The 19,205-nt window shown below is 39.8% G+C and carries 15 protein-coding genes and 1 tRNA gene; 6 read left to right on the forward strand and 10 right to left on the reverse strand.

Features of this window, described 5'->3' with window-relative positions; genetic code table 11:
* Position 1 precedes the first annotated feature (1 nt).
* On the reverse strand, positions 2-1,063 hold the full coding sequence (locus tag H6A61_RS09685; protein WP_204393223.1) for a DUF2027 domain-containing protein: 1,062 nt from the start codon (positions 1,061-1,063) through the stop codon (positions 2-4).
* A 97-nt stretch (positions 1,064-1,160) separates the two neighbouring features.
* Here H6A61_RS09685 and H6A61_RS09690 point away from each other — a divergent pair, with 97 nt between their 5' ends.
* Both H6A61_RS09690 and H6A61_RS09695 read left to right on the forward strand, forming a co-directional pair.
* A complete protein-coding gene (locus H6A61_RS09690) occupies positions 1,161-2,378 on the forward strand; it encodes an S-adenosylmethionine:tRNA ribosyltransferase-isomerase (protein WP_204393225.1) in 1,218 nt (405 codons plus the stop codon).
* 44 nt (positions 2,379-2,422) lie between these two features.
* The gene (locus H6A61_RS09695) at positions 2,423-2,920 is read left to right on the forward strand and encodes an NUDIX hydrolase (protein WP_204393227.1); all 498 of its coding nucleotides are present in this window, start codon (positions 2,423-2,425) and stop codon (positions 2,918-2,920) included.
* A gap of 84 nt (positions 2,921-3,004) precedes the next feature.
* Here H6A61_RS09695 and H6A61_RS09700 read toward each other — a convergent pair whose 3' ends face one another.
* The 8 genes from H6A61_RS09700 to rimP all read right to left on the reverse strand — a co-directional run bounded on the left by H6A61_RS09700 (position 3,005) and on the right by rimP (position 13,369).
* Positions 3,005-4,222, reverse strand: a complete 1,218-nt coding sequence (locus H6A61_RS09700) for an aminotransferase class V-fold PLP-dependent enzyme (protein WP_154045120.1) — start codon at positions 4,220-4,222, stop codon at positions 3,005-3,007.
* Positions 4,223-4,319: 97 nt separating this feature from the next.
* The gene (gene sufD / locus H6A61_RS09705) at positions 4,320-5,675 is read right to left on the reverse strand and encodes a Fe-S cluster assembly protein SufD (RefSeq protein ID WP_204393229.1); all 1,356 of its coding nucleotides are present in this window, start codon (positions 5,673-5,675) and stop codon (positions 4,320-4,322) included.
* Between the two features lie 14 nt (positions 5,676-5,689).
* Positions 5,690-6,442, reverse strand: coding sequence for a Fe-S cluster assembly ATPase SufC (gene sufC, locus H6A61_RS09710; protein ID WP_154045122.1), 753 nt, complete (start codon positions 6,440-6,442; stop codon positions 5,690-5,692).
* A gap of 52 nt (positions 6,443-6,494) precedes the next feature.
* A complete protein-coding gene (sufB, locus tag H6A61_RS09715) occupies positions 6,495-7,946 on the reverse strand; it encodes a Fe-S cluster assembly protein SufB (protein WP_204393231.1) in 1,452 nt (483 codons plus the stop codon).
* Between the two features lie 6 nt (positions 7,947-7,952).
* On the reverse strand, positions 7,953-8,492 hold the full coding sequence (locus H6A61_RS09720; RefSeq protein ID WP_204393253.1) for a CvpA family protein: 540 nt from the start codon (positions 8,490-8,492) through the stop codon (positions 7,953-7,955).
* A gap of 122 nt (positions 8,493-8,614) precedes the next feature.
* Positions 8,615-11,536, reverse strand: coding sequence for a translation initiation factor IF-2 (gene infB, locus H6A61_RS09725; protein ID WP_204393233.1), 2,922 nt, complete (start codon positions 11,534-11,536; stop codon positions 8,615-8,617).
* A gap of 107 nt (positions 11,537-11,643) precedes the next feature.
* Entirely contained in the window at positions 11,644-12,897 is a 1,254-nt protein-coding gene (nusA, locus tag H6A61_RS09730) for a transcription termination factor NusA (protein ID WP_154045126.1), read from the reverse strand.
* Positions 12,898-12,901: 4 nt separating this feature from the next.
* Positions 12,902-13,369 (reverse strand): ribosome assembly cofactor RimP, encoded by a 468-nt coding sequence (gene rimP, locus H6A61_RS09735; RefSeq protein ID WP_204393235.1) that lies wholly within the window; start codon positions 13,367-13,369, stop codon positions 12,902-12,904.
* Positions 13,370-13,684: 315 nt separating this feature from the next.
* Here rimP and H6A61_RS09740 point away from each other — a divergent pair.
* The 4 genes from H6A61_RS09740 (at position 13,685) to H6A61_RS09755 (ending at position 16,724) form a co-directional block, all read left to right on the forward strand.
* Positions 13,685-13,757: transfer RNA gene (locus H6A61_RS09740), tRNA-Phe, on the forward strand.
* A 445-nt stretch (positions 13,758-14,202) separates the two neighbouring features.
* Positions 14,203-15,438 carry a site-specific integrase gene (locus H6A61_RS09745; RefSeq protein WP_204393237.1) on the forward strand — a complete coding sequence of 412 codons (1,236 nt, stop codon included), beginning with the start codon at positions 14,203-14,205 and terminating at the stop codon, positions 15,436-15,438.
* 300 nt (positions 15,439-15,738) lie between these two features.
* Entirely contained in the window at positions 15,739-16,293 is a 555-nt protein-coding gene (locus tag H6A61_RS09750; protein ID WP_204393239.1) for a sigma-70 family RNA polymerase sigma factor, read from the forward strand.
* Between the two features lie 38 nt (positions 16,294-16,331).
* Positions 16,332-16,724 carry a hypothetical protein gene (locus tag H6A61_RS09755; protein ID WP_204393241.1) on the forward strand — a complete coding sequence of 131 codons (393 nt, stop codon included), beginning with the start codon at positions 16,332-16,334 and terminating at the stop codon, positions 16,722-16,724.
* 947 nt (positions 16,725-17,671) lie between these two features.
* Here H6A61_RS09755 and H6A61_RS09760 read toward each other — a convergent pair.
* Positions 17,672-19,204, reverse strand: a complete 1,533-nt coding sequence (locus tag H6A61_RS09760) for a tetratricopeptide repeat protein (protein ID WP_204393243.1) — start codon at positions 19,202-19,204, stop codon at positions 17,672-17,674.
* Position 19,205 lies beyond the last annotated feature (1 nt).

A 19,205-nucleotide genomic window follows, 5' to 3' on the forward strand; every position in this document is an offset into this window, starting at 1 on the left:
ATTATTTAATTATCACCATCGTAGCCCCATAGCCATATTCGCGGAACGAAGCATCCTGACTTAGGCATGTCCTGTACTTACGTTTAAGTTCTTCAAGCAACGCCTTGCGCAGAACGCCGTCGCCCTTTCCGTGGATGAACACTATCTTCTGTCCGGTATTTCTCTTGTATTCCTCCATCGTCTTGCGGAATACATCAAGCTGGTAATTCAGCATTTCCGCATTGCCCATACCTGTTGTATCATCTAGAAGTGCATCTATATGAAGATCTATTTCAATAATTCCATTTTTGATTTTCTTCTCTTCCTTGCGCAATACTTTCTTTGGGACCTTGTTTTCTTCTCCTTTTGACAGGATGGCATTCTTTATATCATCGGCATTAACATATACCTGTTTTGCTTCTTCATCGTCTTTCACAACATCATAAATCAATGCCGGTTCGTTGAAAAACTCATTTTCCTGGAATGTATGCAGCTTATAGAACTTCACAGTATCAATTCTTATTTCTGTAGAAACCGCATTTTTGAGCAGGAAAGTACGGTCGTCTTTATATGCAATAATCTGTACAGCGACGTGCTCCATCTCGTTAAGGTCTTTCTTGTCGAATTCCTCAAGCGCCTGTTTCATATTAGGCTTGACAGTACCGCGACTTCTCAATGTCCAGCTCTTTCCTTCGGCAGAAAGATAAATATAATCGATGAAATAGTTACTGTCGTTCACAAGGTATGCATCGAAACCGGTAGTTGTGATAGCCTTTATATCATGCGGAACAAAAGCCAGATATACATTAAGCACATCGTTTCCTCTGATTTCAGGCGCACGATACGTGATCGGTATGTCATCTTCTTCCTCTTCTTCATCCTCTACAGGCGCCTGCTGAGGTTTTGAAACTGACTTCATTGGAATATTATAATCATCGGTTTGAATAACAACACATTCCTTAATCAACATAGGAATTTCGAAACCGTCTTCTCCTTCTATCAAGGCTATATCCTTGCCTTGAAAACCTCTTACTATACCGCCTCCCACTTCGCTGAGGAAACGCACTTTATCTCCTATCTTCATATTCTTTCAGTATTATAGTTCAAGCAAAAGTAGTTACTTTTAAGCAGATACGAAAGTTTTTTATACTTTTGCAGAAAATATTGAAGAAACTACACAGATGGAAGAAACGAAACACATAAAGATAAGCGATTACAACTATCCACTTCCGGACGAAAGAATAGCAAAATTCCCGCTGAAAGAGCGCGACAGTTCCAAACTACTGGTTTACAATCACGGCGAAATAGAGGAAAGAGTCTTCACTTCACTGCCGGAATATATCGAACCGGGATCTCTGATGATTTTCAACAATACAAAGGTTATTCAGGCAAGACTGCACTTCAGAAAAGAGACAGGCGCACTGATAGAAATATTCTGTCTTGAACCAATAAAGCCAAACGATTACGTGCTGAACTTCCAGCAGACAGAACATTCGGCATGGCTCTGCATGGTGGGTAATCTGAAGAAATGGAAAGAAGGTCCGCTGCACAGAGAAATGACAGTGAAGGGCAAACCTCTGACACTTACTGCCACTCGCGGTGAATGTCACGGGACAAGCCACTGGATAGATTTCAGTTGGGATAACAGCGAGGTGACTTTTGCAGATATCCTTGAAGTGTTCGGAGAACTTCCTATCCCTCCATACCTGAACCGCGAGACACAGGAAAGCGACAAGGAGACTTACCAGACTGTGTATTCAAAGATAAAAGGTTCTGTAGCTGCGCCAACAGCTGGATTGCATTTTACAGAGAGAGTGCTTGACACACTGAGAAATAAGGGGGTTGACCTGGAAGAAGTGACTCTGCACGTGGGAGCCGGTACTTTCCGCCCAGTCAAGAGTGAGGAAATAGCAGGACACGATATGCACACGGAATATATCTCAGTAAACAGACAGACAATTGAGAAACTTCTGAAACATGGCGGTGAGACCACAGCCGTGGGAACTACATCAGTAAGAACAATTGAAAGTCTGTACTATATCGGGGTTATCTTAGAGTCTAGACCTGAAGCATCGCAGGACGAACTGCATGTTAAGCAATGGATGCCATACGAAAACGAGACCAACATTACTCCTATTCAGGCTCTGCAAAATATCCTCGACTATATGGAGAGAAATCATCTGGATGCACTGCATACAAGTACTCAGATTATCATCGCTCCTGGATATGAATACAAGATTGTGAAACGCATAGTTACAAACTTCCACCAGCCACAAAGCACTCTGCTACTCCTGGTTTCGGCATTCGTGAAAGGCGACTGGAGAAAGATTTACGACTATGCATTGTCGCACGATTTCCGTTTCCTGAGTTATGGTGATTCGTCGCTACTGATTCCGTAACAGTGTCATTAGTTCTTAGTTGTTAGTTTTTAGATATTAGGAATATGAAAGATAATAGCGAAGAAATGTTCCCTATAGTAGATGAGGATGGAAACATCCTGTCTGCAGCCACAAGAGGCGAGTGTCACAGCGGTAGCAAGCTGCTGCATCCGGTGGTACATCTGCATGTTTTCAACAGCCGTGGAGAACTGTATCTACAGAAACGTCCGGAATGGAAAGATATACAGCCTGGGAAATGGGATACTGCCGTTGGTGGTCATATCGACTTGGGAGAAAGTGTGGAAATGGCACTGAAACGTGAAGTTAGAGAAGAACTCGGAATAGAGGATTTCACTACTGAACTTCTTACTCACTACGTGTTTGAGTCATCACGCGAGAAGGAACTTGTTTTTGCCCACAAGACTGTTTATGACGGTGAGATACATCCGTCAGAAGAACTGGATGGAGGCAGATTCTGGAGTATAGAGGAAATTAAGGCAAACATGGGAAAAGAGGTTTTCACTCCTAATTTCGAAAGTGAATTCAAGAGACTTGGATTTTAATCCAATATCCATATAATTTAAATGGCGTTTAAACAGTATTTAAAAACTGTTTAAACGCCATTTGACATATTATGACTAATACATTTATCCGAACATCTTGCTTACTCTTTCTATTCCGGCAACAAGAGCATCGACTTCTTCTTTAGTGTTGTATAATCCGAATGAAGCTCGCACTGTTCCCTCTATTCCCAAACGACGCATAAGAGGTTCGGCACAATGATGTCCGGTGCGGACTGCTATTCCGAGACGGTCGAGCAATGTTCCCATATCGAAATGATGGATATCTCCAACAAGGAATGAAATAACTCCTCCCTTATGTTCCGCCTCACCAAAGATACGCATACCAGGGATTTCTTTCATACGCTGCATGGCATACACAGTAAGTTCATGTTCATGAGCTGCAATATTATCAATTCCTATGGCAGAGACATAATCCAATGCTTTTGCCATTGCAGTAGAACCTACATAATCAGGCGTTCCGGCTTCGAACTTGAAAGGCAGTTCATTGAATGTTGTTCCTTCGAAACTTACATTCTTTATCATCTCTCCACCACCCTGATAAGGAGGCATCTTGTCAAGAAGATCTTCCTTGCCGTAAAGTACTCCTATACCAGTAGGACCATAAATCTTATGTGCACTGAACACATAGAAATCGGCATCAATATCCTGTACATCCACCTTCATGTGTGGAATACCCTGTGCTCCGTCTATCAATACCGGAACATTGTGTGCATGAGCTATTGAAGCAATCTGCTTCACCGGATTTATTGTTCCGAGAACATTTGAAACATGGGCTACGGAAACAAGCTTTGTACGTGGAGTAAACAGTTTTTCGTACTCATCAATCAGCAATTCGCCACGGTCGTTCATAGGAATAACTTTCAGAACAATTCCCTTACGGAGTGCCTGAATCTGCCATGAAACAATGTTGCTGTGATGCTCCATAACCGAAACTATAACTTCATCTCCTTCCTTCATGAAGGCATCAGTGAAAGATGAAGCTACGAGATTTATACTCTCGGTTGTTCCTCGAGTAAAGATTATCTCCGATGTGCTGCGTGCATTTATAAACTTACGCACAGTTTCACGCGATGCCTCATGCAAATTTGTTGCCTGCTGTGAAAGGAAATGAACACCGCGGTGTACATTGGCATTTACAGAATAATACTCATCGACAATTGCATCTACCACACACTTAGGTTTCTGTGTAGTAGCACCATTGTCCAAGTATATCAACGGCTTGCCATATACTGTTCTTGACAGTATCGGGAAGTCTTCTCTTATTTTCTGAATATCGTACATTTTTTGCTAATTAAGAATTAACAATGAAAAATTAATAATTAGGAGCCAACTGACAACAAAAGGATGAAATCATCAACTCGATATTAATTCTTAATTATTAATTTTTATTTGAACCACATATCGCACATCCCTGACACTTGTTCAGTTCGCCACGGAATCGTTTCTCAACAAGAAGATGCAAACGGTCTTTTAGTGCCTCCATACGAATCTTGTCGATAACTTCATTGACGAATGCAAACATCAACAACAGACGTGCTTCCTTCAGGCTGATACCACGCTGCTGCATATAGAATAATGCGTTTTCGTCAAGCTGTCCTACGGTAGCCCCGTGAGAACATTTCACGTCGTCAGCATAAATCTCAAGCTGTGGCTGTGTAAACATACGTGCTTCGCGGGTTGCACATATATTACTGTTTGTCTGCTGTGAATTTGTACGCTGGGCACCTTCACGAACAAGCACTTTACCTGCAAATGCACCTACAGCCTGATCATCAAGTACATACTTGAAGAGTTCGGTACTTGTACAGTCAGACGCCTTATGATCGATGAATGTATTGTTATCTACCTGTTCGTTCTTGTCGGCAATTGCCATTCCACAAAGGGTGATTTCCGCACCCTTACCTGCAAGGGTTACTTCTGATGCATTACGTGTCGTTCCGTTATGAAGTGTCATACCGTTAAGCAATACATTGCTGTTCGCTTCCTGATGTACATACAGATTGCTGAAACGTACAGTAGAGTTATGAGTTTCCTCGAGTTCGTACAAATCGAAATAGGCATTCTCGCCTACAAAGATTTCCACAACCTGTGTTGAAAGGAAATTCACATCGTCCATGGCATGGTCACAAACCAACAGTTTGGCCTGTGCACCGTCTTCAAGGACTATAACTACACGGCGGTTTACCATGAAGTTTACATCTGCACGAAGAATATTGACCAACTGTATAGGTCTATCCAATACTACATTCTTAGGAACATACATGAACACACCATCCTGTGCAAACATTGTGTTGAATGCAGTAACACTGTCTTTAGATGTGTCAGCCAACTGTGAATAGTATTTCTTCACCAGTTCAGGATTTTCCTTTGCCACATCTTTCAGGCTTCCGAAAATAACTCCGGCTGGAAGCTGTGCGGCAGGATTATCGTGTGTATCGAATGTATCGTTAACCACGAAATAAAGCGAAGTGCTCATATTAGGAACATCGCACTTGAACACTTCATACGGATTTACCGGTATCTCCAGGCGGTTAAGGTTCAATCCGTAGTCCGGTGCAAAAAACTTTGCGACATCCGTATATTTGTACTTTTCAACCTTCTGTGAAGGAAATCCTGCAGCCTCAAAATCGGCAAATGCCTTGGCACGCGGAGCGTTAAGCACATCTGCGCTGTGGCGGCATATCATGGCTTCACATTGGGTGAAAAGGTCTATATATTGTTGTTCTGCTTTCATGTTTTTTCGTCTCTTTACTCTCCCAATTCTTTCTTAATCCAGTCATAACCCTTCTCTTCGAGTTCGAGTGCAAGTTCAGGACCTGCAGTCTTCACGATGCGTCCTTTGTAAAGAACGTGTACGATGTCTGGTTTGATATAGTCCAACAGACGCTGGTAGTGGGTAATAACGATACAGCTTGTTTCAGGAGTCTTGAGCTTGTTCACACCTTCAGCCACGATACGCAAAGCGTCGATGTCAAGACCTGAGTCTGTTTCATCAAGGATGCTCAACTTTGGTTCGAGCATTGCCATCTGGAAGATCTCGTTACGCTTCTTTTCACCGCCTGAGAATCCTTCGTTTACAGAACGGTTGGCAAGCTTGCTATCAAGCTCTACGATTTCACGTTTCTGTCTCATCAGTTTCAGGAATTCACTTGCAGTAAGTGCAGGCAGACCTTTATATTTACGCTGCTCGTTAACTGCGGCACGCATAAAGTTTACCATGCTTACTCCAGGAATCTCTACAGGATACTGGAATGATAGGAACAATCCTTCGTGGCTGCGGTCTTCAGGCTTAAGACTAAGCAGGTCTTTGCCAAGGAATGTAACAGAACCTTTTGTTACTTCGTATGCAGGATGTCCGACAAGCACATTACTCAATGTACTTTTACCAGAGCCGTTAGGTCCCATTATGGCATGAACTTCACCCGGCTTTACAGTAAGGTTAATACCTTTCAATATCTCTTTGCCGTTAATATTGGCATGTAAGTCTTTTATCTCTAACATATGTATATAAGTTTTGAGTTGTTAGTTTTTAGTCATATTAAAAACTAATAAATTATCCCACACTTCCTTCGAGCGATACTGACAGAAGCTTCTGAGCCTCAACAGCAAACTCCATAGGAAGCTTGTTTATAACTTCTTTTGCATATCCGTTCACAATAAGTCCTATGGCATCCTCGGTAGTTATACCTCGCTGGTTACAATAGAACAACTGGTCTTCAGAAATCTTGGATGTAGTGGCTTCATGCTCTACTATAGCTGTCTCATTATGTACATCCATATATGGGAATGTATGTGCACCGCACTTGCTGCCAAGCAGCAAAGAGTCACACTGGCTATAGTTACGCGCATTATCAGCTCTTTCTGCCACACGTACAAGTCCACGGTATGAGTTCTGGCTCTTACCTGCACTTATACCCTTACTTACGATAGTTGAACGAGTGTTCTTTCCAAGGTGTATCATCTTAGTTCCCGTATCGGCCTGCTGGTAATTGTTTGTTACAGCTACAGAATAGAACTCGGCAGTTGAATTATCACCGGCAAGAATACAGCTTGGATATTTCCATGTGATGGCAGAACCTGTTTCAACCTGTGTCCATGAAAGCTTGCTGTCATTACCTTTACAGATACCACGTTTTGTTACGAAGTTATAGACACCACCCTTTCCTTCGGCATCTCCCGGATACCAGTTCTGTACGGTAGAGTATTTCACTTCAGCACGATCCATTACTACGATTTCAACAATTGCAGCATGCAACTGGTTTTCATCGCGCATAGGAGCAGTACATCCTTCAAGGTATGAAACATAACTGTCATCATCGGCAACAATCAGTGTCCTTTCAAACTGACCTGTATTGGCAGCATTGATACGGAAATATGTTGAAAGTTCCATAGGGCAACGTACTCCCTTAGGAATATATACGAACGACCCGTCGCTGAAAACAGCTGAATTAAGTGCGGCAAAGAAATTATCACGATAGCCAACAACCGAGCCAAGATATTTCTTCACCAAGTCAGGATGCTCTCTTACAGCCTCACTCATGGAACAGAAGATAATACCCTTCTCCATAAGTGTTTCCTTGAAAGTGGTCTTGACAGACACCGAGTCCATTACGGCATCTACAGCCATACCACTCAATGCCATCTGCTCTTCCAATGGAATACCAAGCTTATTGAATGTTTTCAAGAGTTCCGGATCGACTTCTTCCATAGATTTTGGTCCTTCTTTCTTCTTTGTAGGATCGGCATAATATGATATTGCCTGATAATCAATCTCAGGAATGTCAAGATGTGCCCATGTAGGCATCTCAAGTGTCAGCCAGTGACGGTATGCCTTAAGGCGGAATTCAAGAAGCCACTCAGGTTCACCCTTCTTTTCAGAAATCAGACGAACGACATCCTCATTAAGTCCTTTTTCTATTATATCTGTATGAACATCGGTAGTGAAACCATATTTATATTTCTCCTGCGTCAGTTCCTTTACATATTTATTAGGTTCTTCTTGCATATGTAATTATATTATATCTGTTTGAATAATCTCATTTGTCACATTTTTTAATGTCGGTATAAAGAGACCTGAAAGTTCCTTTACCGGATAATATAACAAAGAAGACTGCTTAACTGTTCGATTTATAAGTTCATCTTTACTGTCAATATATTCTAAAAAGCTTATGGCAAGGCTTACGATGAAGGCATATTTCAACGCTCCGAGCAACGCCCCCAACAATCTGTTTACTATCCCGAGATGGACTATCTCCAAAGCCTTGGTAAGCATGTAAGCCAATATGAGAAACACTACGGGAACCAGTATCCAGATCATAAAAAAAGCTATTACTTGTGCCATTGAAACCGTTGTCCCCAGTTCTACAGCCAACTTCTCTCCCAATTGCGAGAACAAAGCACGTGCCAGAAGCAATCCTGCTATGAGTCCAACTATGGTAGCAGCCTGTTTTACCGCTCCCTTCATAAATCCAAACACCACCCCAAGGGCTATAATGGCTATAATTATCCAATCCAAAACACTTAAATTAAAAGGCAAAGCTTCAAGAATCATTACTTTAGATGTTTTTTGAAACAATAAAGATGGAGAGTTTATAAACAAAGAATGAAAAATGAAGAATGAACCTGACAGAAGTGCCTTTTTCATTCCTCACTTTTCACTCTGAAAAACTGTTATTATAGTGTCTGTTTTACTTCTACTTCTTCGTAAGTTTCGATAATGTCACCCACTTTAATATCATTACAGTTAGTGAGGCTGATACCACATTCGAAGTTTGTACCTACTTCCTTGACATCATCCTTGAAGCGTTTCAAGGCATTGATAGAACCTGTAAATACTACAATACCATCGCGGATAAGGCGAGCCTTGTCAGTACGTTTAACCTTACCTGTCTTGACCATAGCTCCGGCAACCTGTCCAACCTTGCTGATATTGAACACTTCGCGAACTTCGATAGTTGCAGTAACCTGTTCTTTCAATGTAGGAGCAAGCATACCTTCCATTGCGGCCTTGACTTCTTCGATAGCGTCATAAATGATAGAATACTTACGTATATCCACACCTTCCTGTTCTGCAAGTTTGGCAGCATTGCTTGAAGGACGTACCTGGAAACCAACGATGATAGCATCGGAAGCAGCAGCCAATGAAACGTCTGATTCTGAGATCTGACCAACTCCCTTATGTATAACATTAACCTGTATCTGTTCTGTTGACAACTTGATAAGTGAGTCGCTCAATGCTTCTACAGAACCGTCAACGTCACCCTTAACGATGATATTAAGTTCATGGAAGTCTCCCAATGCAAGACGACGTCCAACTTCATCAAGAGTAAGCATCTTCTGTGTACGCAATCCCTGTTCACGGGCCAGCTGTTCACGTTTGTTTGCGATTTCACGAGCTTCCTGGTCTGTATCAAATACGTGGAATGTATCACCTGCAGCAGGAGCACCGTTAAGACCAAGTATCAATACTGGTTCTGCAGGACCTGCTTCTTTCATACGCTGGTTACGTTCGTTGAACATAGCCTTAACCTTACCGTATGATGTACCTGCCAATACGATATCACCCACATGCAATGTACCGTTAGACACAAGAACCGTAGCTACGTATCCACGTCCCTTATCCAAAGAAGATTCAATGATAGAACCTGTTGCCTTACGGTTAGGATTTGCTTTAAGGTCAAGCATTTCAGCTTCAAGCAATACTTTTTCCAACAAATCTTTAACACCAAGACCTGTCTTTGCAGAGATATCCTGCGACTGGTATTTTCCTCCCCATTCTTCAACAAGGAAGTTCATATTGGCAAGTTCTTCTTTTATCTTGTCTGGATTAGCATTAGGCTTATCCACCTTATTGATTGCAAATACGATAGGTACTCCGGCAGCCATAGCGTGATTGATTGCTTCCTTAGTCTGAGGCATCACGTTATCATCGGCAGCAACGATAATGATTACAACGTCAGTAACCTTAGCACCACGGGCACGCATCGCAGTAAATGCCTCATGTCCCGGAGTATCAAGGAATGTGATACGACGTCCGTCATCCAACTTCACGTTATAAGCACCAATGTGCTGAGTGATACCACCTGCTTCACCGGCAATTACATTAGCCTTACGTATATAGTCAAGCAAAGATGTCTTACCGTGGTCAACGTGTCCCATCACAGTAACGATTGGAGCACGTGGCTGCAGATCTTCTTCAGCATCGGCTTCTTCTTCAATAGCCTGTGCTACTTCTGCACTTACATATTCTGTTTTGTATCCGAACTCTTCAGCCACCAGATTAATAGTTTCAGCATCAAGACGCTGGTTGATGGAAACCATAATACCAACGCTCATACATGTAGAGATAACCTGAGTAACAGATATATCCATCATGTTGGCAAGCTCATTTGCAGTAACGAACTCTGTAAGTTTAAGCACTTTGCTTTCTTCCATTTCAAGTTCTTCCTGCTCCATCTGACGGTTCTGGATACTTTCACGTTTCTCCTTACGGTATTTAGCAGCTTTATTTTTACCTTTATTTGTAAGACGTGCAAGAGTTTCCTTCACCTGTTTAGCAACATCTTCATCACTAACTTCTTGTTTAACAACAGGTTTCTTGAATTTATCCTTACCAGCATTCTTGCCTCCCCCCTGGTTCTTTCCTGATTTTTCACCTTTAGGATTAGCTCCGTGAGGCTGAGCGGCCTGAGTGCTGTAAATATCTACACGTTCTTTATTTATTCTGTTACGTTTCTTCTTCTTAGACCCGTCATCCTGTCCGCCTTTTTCTGATTTCTCATCACTCTTGCGTATTTCCTTGATAATAGCGTCTTTCATCTGCTTACGCTGTTCCTGACGCATCTTATCCTTTTCTTCCCTTTCCTTACGCTTTTCTTCTTTCGATTTCTTTTTAGGGCGTGTTGACTGGTTAAGTGCAGCCAAGTCTATCTGGCCAACAACATTAATCTTTGATTTAAACTCTGTAGGACGTATTTTAAAGACCTCGTCATCATTTTTCAGGTCATTCACTAATTTTTCAGCTTCTTCTTTTTTTTCTTCCATCGGCTTATTAGTCACTTCGTCTGCATTAGCATCCTTCTGTTTGGTTTCTTTTTCTTCAATTACTACAGGTTTCTGTTCTTGCGGTTCTTCTTTCTTTACAGTTTCAACTACAGGTTCCGCCTTCACTTCCTCCTTAACTATATTTTCAGTCTCTACACTATTGCCAGCTTCGTTCTTGGTAGGTTCCGGCATAGATGGCTTACTTTTCCTTTTATTGAGGCTGTCCAAATCAATCTTACCTATCGGTTTGAATTTTTGACGCACCTCTTCGGCTGCTACAGTCTCCGCTTTGACTACATCATCTGCGATGTCGTCGATAGAAACCGAAGCCTTATTTTTCTCTTTATTCTGGCGTTCTTGAATAATCTTCTCAGATTTAATCTTCAAATCCTTGTCTTTATTGAACTCTTTTACCAGTTCTGCATACTGTTCTTCTGTAATTTTTGTATTAGGATTAGCTTCTACACTGTATCCTTTTTTCTGCAAGAAGTCAACAGCTGTTGCTATCCCTACATTCAAATCTCTTGCTACTTTATTAAGTCTTATCGTCATATCAGTTAAATTAAGGATTAAAAAAAAATAATTAAGGCAGAACAGGCATTCAATAAAATAAAGAATGAACAAGCAAAACCTGCACATTCTTTATTATAAGTTCATTATTATTCAAACTCCGCCTTCAAAATACGCAACACATCATCTACAGTATTCTCCTCAAGGTCAGCTTTTTCAATAAGCATTTCCCTCGGAGCGTTCAATACACCTTTGGCTGTATCGATACCTATGCTCTTAATAGCATTGATAACCCATTCGTCAATTTCATCTTTAAATTCATCAAGATAAATATCATCCTCCATTGCATTTTCATCAAGTTCACGATAGACATCAATGGTATATTCAGTAAGCATACTGGCAAGTTTAATATTCATACCGCCCTTACCTATGGCCAAAGATACTTCTTCAGGCTTCAAATAAACCTCTGCTCGTTTTTCGTCTTCATGCATTACGATTGAAGATATCTTAGCAGGGCTTAAAGCACGCTGAATAAACAACTGTATATTTGATGTATAGTTAATAACGTCTATATTCTCATTACGCAATTCACGTACTATACCGTGTATTCTGGAACCTTTTACTCCTACACATGCGCCAACCGGGTCTATTCTTTCGTCATATGATTCCACTGCAATTTTTGCTCTTTCACCAGGTATTCGGGCAATCTTCTTGATAGTAATGATACCATCATTGATTTCAGGAACTTCCTGTTCGAACAATCTCTGCAAGAAGACTGGAGAAGTACGGCTCAAAATAATCTTTGGATTATTATTTCTATTATCAACTCTTGCTACAACGGCACGGGCTGTTTCACCTTTTCTATAGAAATCTCCAGGTATTTGTTCAGTCTTTGGCAAAAGCAGCTCGTTGCCTTCGTCATCAAGCATAAGGATTTCTTTCTTCCAGATCTGATATACTTCTGCGCTGACTACTTTTCCTACCTGTTCTATATATTTATTATACAGACTATCCTTTTCCAATTCAAGTATTTTTGAAGCTAAGGTCTGTCTAAGATTCAAAATAGCTCTACGTCCGAACTTTTCAAAAATGACTTCATCCGTAACTTCTTCTCCTACTTCATAAGAAGCATCTATTTTTCTTGCTTCTGTAAGCGAAATTTGTCTGTTTGGGTTATTGAAATCTTCGTCAGCCACTACCTCACGGTTACGCCAAATTTCAAAATCTCCCTTGTCAGGATTAACTATAACATCATAATTCTCATCCGAACCGAACATTTTGGCAATAACACTACGGAACGATTCTTCCAAAACTCCCACCATCGTGGTGCGGTCAATGTTCTTCAGCTCCTTGAACTCCGAAAACGTGTCAATCAAGCTTACAGTTTCCTCTTTCTTGGCCATAATATTATTTGAAGCTAATTAAATATTTTGTGTACTTTATTTCGTCATAAGTGAATGTAATCAACTGATCCACCAATTTGGGGCGCTTACTTCCTTCCGGTTTAATTTTAGTCTGTACTGTAAGAGTGAATTTTGAGTCATCGACATCTGTAAGTACTCCCTTGTACTTTTTACCATCATTTGCCAACACCTCAACTTCTTTTCCTTTATGAATGACATATTGCTGGAGAACTTTAAAAGGCTGCCCAATACCAGCCGATCCTACCTCCAACTCATAGTCTTCCTCATCCCTGTTGAGATTTGATTCTATGTATCTGCTCAATTCAACACAATCGTCAATCCAAACTCCTTCAGCATGGTCTATTTCAACTACTATCTTGTCATCAGGACTGACAGTTACGTCCACCAGAAAATAATCCTTACCTTCCAGCCACTGTAATACAATACCGGTTACTACGTTTTTATCTATCATTGGTAATATTTTAAGAACAAAAAAGAGGAGCTTAATTGCCCCTCCACCTTTCATCCATATCGCACGCAAAGATATAAATATTATATTGCACTACAAAATATTAATACTTTTTTTATTCATTTACTAGTTCATAATCTTTTATATTCACAAATATTTCACTTATAAATATGGTACTTACCATAGAATTTATAAACTTGATAAAGCCCGTATCCCACCTATTATTTTATATAAATGAAATTATAAAGTATTTTTTACGCAAAATGTTTGCATATTAAAATAAAATGCGTACCTTTGCAACCGCAAACGAGAAATAACGGTGCCATAGCTCAGTTGGTAGAGCAAAGGACTGAAAATCCTTGTGTCCCCGGTTCGATTCCTGGTGGCACCACTTTTACAAAACGAAAAATCATGAAAACCGCTGAAATACAGTTATTTCAGCGGTTTTTTCTTTATGTGCTGTCCGCAAAAATGTGCAATCCGGTGCAATAAAAAATTGCTGATTCGGTGGCTTTTTTTGAGTCCCATGAAAAAACCACCGATATGTACCATACTTCACTTATTCTCAACGATTTGCGTGAATCATTTTCAGGGATGAAATTCTACATTTGCATACCCTACTGAATGACGGATGAAATACAATGTCTGCTAAAGGCTTTCTTATCCGATGATAATGATTGTACCTACAGGCGGATAATAGTAAGAGAAACAAAAAACGGTGGTTTTTTAGAGCCGGCAATAATAAAAGCCACCGAATTTAACATTTCTCTCCAGCCATCCGCTCCATTCAGGATTGACGAAATAACCGAATGTGCAACTTCAAAAAGAAAATGATCATGAAACAAGGAACAATGAACATTCTATTTTTCGTTCTGAAAACAAAACTGCTGAAAAATGGCGAGGCTCCAATCCTAATGAGGATTACCATCAACGGGCAATATGAAGAAATAAGAATACAGAGAAGCGTTCCATTAAAGAACTGGAATCCGGCAAAGGGATGCAGTAAAGGAAAAGACAGGGCTTCCATCGAATTGAATAACTATATTTCCGCCCTCACTACACGCGCATACGAAAAGCACAAGGAACTGACCTTTGAATCGGCACTGATAACTCCAAAGACGATATTAAAGCGTGTGTTCGGAAAGGATGAGACTGTCCGGACGTTGCTTGGAACAGTCAAAGAAGAAATTTCCTCTATGGAAAATGTTGTTGACATAGACTATTCTCCCGTTACCATCAACCGTTATAAGAATGTGCTCAGAAAACTTGAAACGTTTGTGCCGCGCTTTTATGAGAAGAATGATATTACATTCCATGAACTTTCCCCTGATTTCATCAAGGCTTTTGATGTTTTCCTGAAGACAGAAGCCGGACTGTGCCGCAACACAATAGTCCGCTACATGAAATGCCTGAAGAAAATCACCAATATGGCAATAGCCAAAGAATGGATGCGGAAATACCCGTTTTACGGATATAAGATGGAACAGGACGAGACAGATCCGGTATTCCTGACAAATAACGAGCTTCAGGCTATAATGAACAGGAATTTCGATATTCCGAGGCTGGAGCTTGTCAAGGACATCTTTTTGTTTGCGTGCTTCACCGGTCTGGCGTTCGCTGATGTATCCACATTGAGACCGGAACATCTGGAGCAGGACAATAACGGTGACTGGTGGATAAGAAAAGGACGTGTAAAACTGGAGAGAAGAAGAAAGTCAAGTTCCATAGCAAATGTTCCGCTTCTTCCTGTTCCATTGGCAATACTGAAGAAATACGAATCACACCCGATATGTCTTAAACAAGGGACTTGCCTTCCTGTTGTCTGCAATCAGAAGGCAAACAGCTACCTGAAGGAGATTGCGGACTTCTGCGGCATCAAAAAGAATCTGACCACACATGCAGCCCGACATACGTTTGCTACTACCGTCACGCTGGCCAACAACGTTCCATTACAGGAGGTGTCTGCCATGCTCGGACATGCATCAACAAGAATGACACAACATTATGCAAGAGTCATGGACAGGAACCTGAAGGACAACATGAATATAGTAAGGAGCAAGATGGGGTTATAGAGATAAACCTATCTTATACCTCGCATAACCGTCTGTAATAATATACAGAGACCAGGCACTTTCAAGATGAAGTCATCCTCATTTCTTGCAGCAAAGATAGTTGTTTTTCCGAATGATCGCGCAAGGCGGCCCCTGAAGGGGCTTGGTTGCCTGTGAAAAAATCTTCCTCTTGCTGACGCAAGAGCGTATTTTTTCACGGCAAGCCTTGCAGCAATCATCGGAAAACAAACTGGGGAACGCACAAGAAATAAGAATGCCTACCCACGGGCAGGCCATGTATAACTCAATAAATGGAAGATTATGGAAGCGAACAATGTGGAAAAAAGGTTCAATGACTGGTTTACGGTGTCTTATGACAGGTTAAGAAATCTCGTTGGCAGATACGGGGCACTGGATGAGGACAATTTTCATGACACTTATCTGTTTGTAAGAAAGCAGGTGCTGAATCCGGAAAGTGAAATAACGGATTATGAAGCATACTTTATCGGATGTTACAGGAAAGCGTTCATGGTCAAGTTCAGGCTGGAAAGCAAATATGCCCATCCGGATGAATATTTCTTTCTTCGATGTGGGGAAGATGCGGATTTCTTTTCTCCGGATGACCTGAACAGCTGTGAAAAACTGGTGAAGGACATTCTTAACTTTATCAGAAGAAAGTTCTCCTATCAGGAATACAGGATGTTTACGTTGCGTTTTTATGAATCAGACTTTTCATTCAAGGCGTTGGGGGAATGTATGGGTATATCGGCAAGTGCCATTTCAGGAAAAGTAAACACGATTATGGATACAGTACGGTCAAACCGGGGATTCTCATGGAGAAGCCAGATGCTGGCAGTAGAAGGATTCATATCCTAATCAGTTAGTTTATTGTATCACCCTTAAAACAGAAACTTATGGCACTGATAGTATATAATAAGGAGAACTCACGTCCGCAGCAGGTGGTTTATCAGTGGAAGCGGACAATCAACATGGACAGCAAGGGAACGGTTTACCTGTCAAAGACAATGTCTATTGAACTGGGGATTCTCGATGGAGGACGGGTTAATTTCGCACACGATGAGGATACGGGAGAATGGTATATCTGCCATACGACAGACAAGGACGGGTTCACTGTATGGAAAGATAAAAGGTGTGCCAGATTCTCTGCCGGATTCATTGTGCGGAGAATCATGCTTCAGGCTAAAGTGGAAAGGAAGACCGTACAGTTTATGATTGCCAAGGCTCCCATAGAGGTGGGAGGTACAGTATATTACAAGATTCTGCTTTCCAATCCGATTTTCAAATAGGCAGAAGAAGGTGGCTCAGAAAGATCCATTATCAGATAATGGTGATGGATCTTTCCGGGCTATGTTATTCAGATTTTTACATCATACAATTTGGAGCATTAAGATATTGTTTTGTCAGGGCATTATATTGGCATAATACTATGTCCTGACAATATTATAATATGGAGGTACTATGTTATTGCAATATTATGTTGTTAGGATATTATGTTGTTGTGTTATCATGTTATTGCAATATTATGTTGTTAGGGTAGTATGTTGTTGTATTATTATGTTATTGCAATGTTATGTTATTAGGGCATTATGTTGTTGTGTTATTATGTTATCAGGGTATTACACTATTGCAATATCACAACAGAGTTCATTCCATATACACGCTGATTATCAATATATTACAACTTTTATTAAGCAACGCATACAACTTTACTATAACAATCTACATACTATTATATGATACAGAATCTGTAAATCAGGATACTATAGTACAATACAGCATAAAACTTTCAATATTGAATATTTAAATTTCGGCAAATAACTAAATATCAGGCACTCCATTCACACGATATTCAACTCTGCATACAGGTTTGTCACAAACAAACTGATATTTACATTTTTCATCAGGTAAATATGACTCTATTTTATAGCTATAAATGGGCATGGAGCCACAATCCACTTTAAGTGGATTCTCTGTTCAAACGAACAGAGCAAGTTGTGTTTTCGTCCGACAGAAAGTATTCTGTCAGACAAAAACTAACTAACCCTACCTAACGGTCTGGAATTCTCCTCCAAAGTCAGAGCACACTAAAACAAAAATGGAATTAGTATGATGTAAATTCCATTATTATTTTATAAGCGAATATCTAGATAATATAAGCTTAATATTTTTATAAAAGTAGATATCTAATACGATACTCACTATTAAATCTATAACAAATAAATGTGATAAATTATTAAAGGGAAGATAGCATTTTATTTATCTCATTTTTCATTGCTTCTGTTTCACGTTCGTTCCCCGTATGTAATTTATCAAGTAATTGTAAAAGTTCTGTACTACATTGGTGTGTTGCACGAATCTCTTCTCTAATATTATTTAATAAGGCTTTGTGAACTAAATTTATAGCATCTACTTGTATGGCATAATTAACAGATTCAGAATAGAGTTTTCTACCTACTTCAATATTTCCTTTACGATACTCATTCAACCCATTTGTGGCTTTTGCACAAATATATAGTTCCCTTTCATTGGAAACAAGTGGCAATAATTTTATCAAAATCTCATCAGCCTCCTTTGTTTGTCCATTTAGTGCATAAGCATAAGCAAGATTATTCATAAATGAAAGTTCTTTAGGATTTGCTTTTAATCCTATCTGAAGTATCTTAATAGCATCAGCATAGTTATTTTGATATGTATATGCTATATCTGCAGCAAAATTTATTGGAGTCCGTGCAAATGGCATTATCCCAATCCATGCAATAGAACTTTCTAATGCAGACTGATATTCTTTTTTAAAAAAAGAATATCTCGCATCTGATTCAAAATTAAATATAGGCTTTTGTATATTTGAAAAATTCAACGATAAGGATTTATCATTATTCATTAACCAATCTGCTTGTGATAAACTATTATCATTTGGTGATATTAAAGATTTTTCTAAAAACAACTTTCCTTTTTTTCTTGAAGATTCTAATTCCTTTGTACCAATAGCACTTGCCAATTCACTAAAACTAAACGGAGAATAATTACCAGAGAACACCATAGACATTCCCATTTTAATGAATCGAGAACTTCTTCCTCTTGAAGCATTAACTGCAATTTCTGATGCTAATAACCATGGATCATATTGAAGAGTTGGATTATGTACTAGAACATGATGGGCTCTATCAATATCACCTATATGAAGAAATAACCTAGCTGCAGAACGAGAAATAAATCTAGAAGTGGGAGACAAATGAATTGCTATTTGCATTGCATTAGTAGCCTTTTCGAGAAGCCCCAGATTAATATAACATCTAGATAACTCTGCATACCATATTGGATTAAAAGAATACTTTTTAATTAAATTCCTAAAATACTTAACTCTTTCTTTGTAAATATTTTCACCATTCAGAATATTATTTAATTGATTTGAAACTTTATCTTGAGACAATATCCTATCCTTATGTTCTTTTGATTGAAGAAGTGTTTGTGCAACAGAGAGTAATGAGGAAGTAGATTTTTCCGGTCTTTCAACAATGTACTTTGCAGCAGTTAATACTTCAGGCATATGCGTATGTCCATTCATAATAGCTGCACTTATAAGGTCACCAGCAATGGCTATATTTTTCTCTTCTCTCCAAGCTTCTAGATACTCCATTATCGGATATTGGGGCAATTGTATTTGATATGAAGAGTTTCCTGATAATTCACCTGATTTAAAACAAGTTTTAAAATCTTTCCAATCCGGAATAACATTTCTGCTACTTGTATCTGATTTAGATGCCATA

It is taken from the genome of Bacteroides caecigallinarum (assembly GCF_016901995.1).
GTDB classification, from domain to species: Bacteria; Bacteroidota; Bacteroidia; order Bacteroidales; family Bacteroidaceae; genus Phocaeicola; species Phocaeicola cellulolyticus.